The 1,270-nt window shown below is 35.0% G+C and carries 1 pseudogene; it reads right to left on the reverse strand.

From position 1 onward, the window contains the following. A pseudogene (locus ACODSI_RS15015) lies at window positions 1-1,270 on the reverse strand (hypothetical protein); the annotation flags it as partial.

Here is a 1,270-nt window from a genome sequence, read left to right on the forward strand (position 1 = left end):
TAAGCACTTGGACAAGCACCAGCCGTTGTTACTTCAGCGAAAGTCACAGTAGCAGCACCACAGTTATCAGTAGCAGTTAGTGTTGCAGCCGCAGGAACGTTAGAACATTCAGCTGTTACGTTAGCAGGAACAGTTTCCACAAATGTTGGAGCCGTTGTATCTTTTACATTTATTGTTTGTGTTGCAGTTGCAGTGTTACCACATGCATCAGTTACAGTCCATGTTCTAGTAATAACTTTATTAGATGGACATGTGTTTTTAGGAGTCAAGCAAACACTATTGAATTGAATGCTACCATTCACACTAGCTTGTTTTCTTGAGTAAATAAACCAAGTACCGTTCATAGGTCCTGTCAAACTCTCAAAGTTAGATACATATCCAGTCACACCATTTATTGTATTTGGTGAGGTTAAAGCACCATTTGGAGTAACATTTACAATACTATTTTGTGCTATATTATTAGCATTATTCCATTGTGGATAGCCAGAACTAGTTGGGTAGAAAACAGGTGTATATAATTCTTGTGTATTAGCATTTGAATCTTCGCAGAATCCACCTTGACAGTAAGGTCCAACTAACACTACAGCCTGACCACTAGGTGATACTAGTGTAAATTCAGCTCTACCTTTTCCTTGATTAGTTTGAAATGCAAGTGCTAATTTTTCTATACTACTAGCTGTTGCATTATCTTGACCAGAAACAGTAAAGTAATAATAATTACCGTTTCCAGCGTTAACAGTACCTTGATTATTGTTACCATAACAAGATGCATTATTTTGAGAATCAGTATAATTTACAGTAGGGTTAGCATCACAATTATCAGAAACATTGGTCACATTACCTGTGATTGATGGATCTAGATTTGCAATACAATTATCACCAGCATTAACTGTAATTGTTGAAGGAACTGTAAATGTCGGAGGTACTGTATCAGTAATAGTTACAGTAATTGTAGCTGTATCACAATTTGAAGAATTTAAAACTTCACAAATTTGATAAGTAAATGTGTACGATCCACATGAACCAACTGCTGATAATGATACATTTCCATTAGCATCAATAGAAATATTTGGATTCGATCCACTTACTAAGTTAAAGGTTACTTGATTTGGGTTTATTGGGCTGTTATTAAGTGTATCATTAGTCAATACATTTCCTAATAAACCAATGTTAGAACAAGAAACATTATAAGTATCATTTACTGCATCAATTGTTGCTGCAGTTACTGTAATAGTTACCGTAGCGGTATCACAATTAGTTGGATTTAATT

The organism is Flavobacterium sp. FG139 (assembly GCF_057809695.1).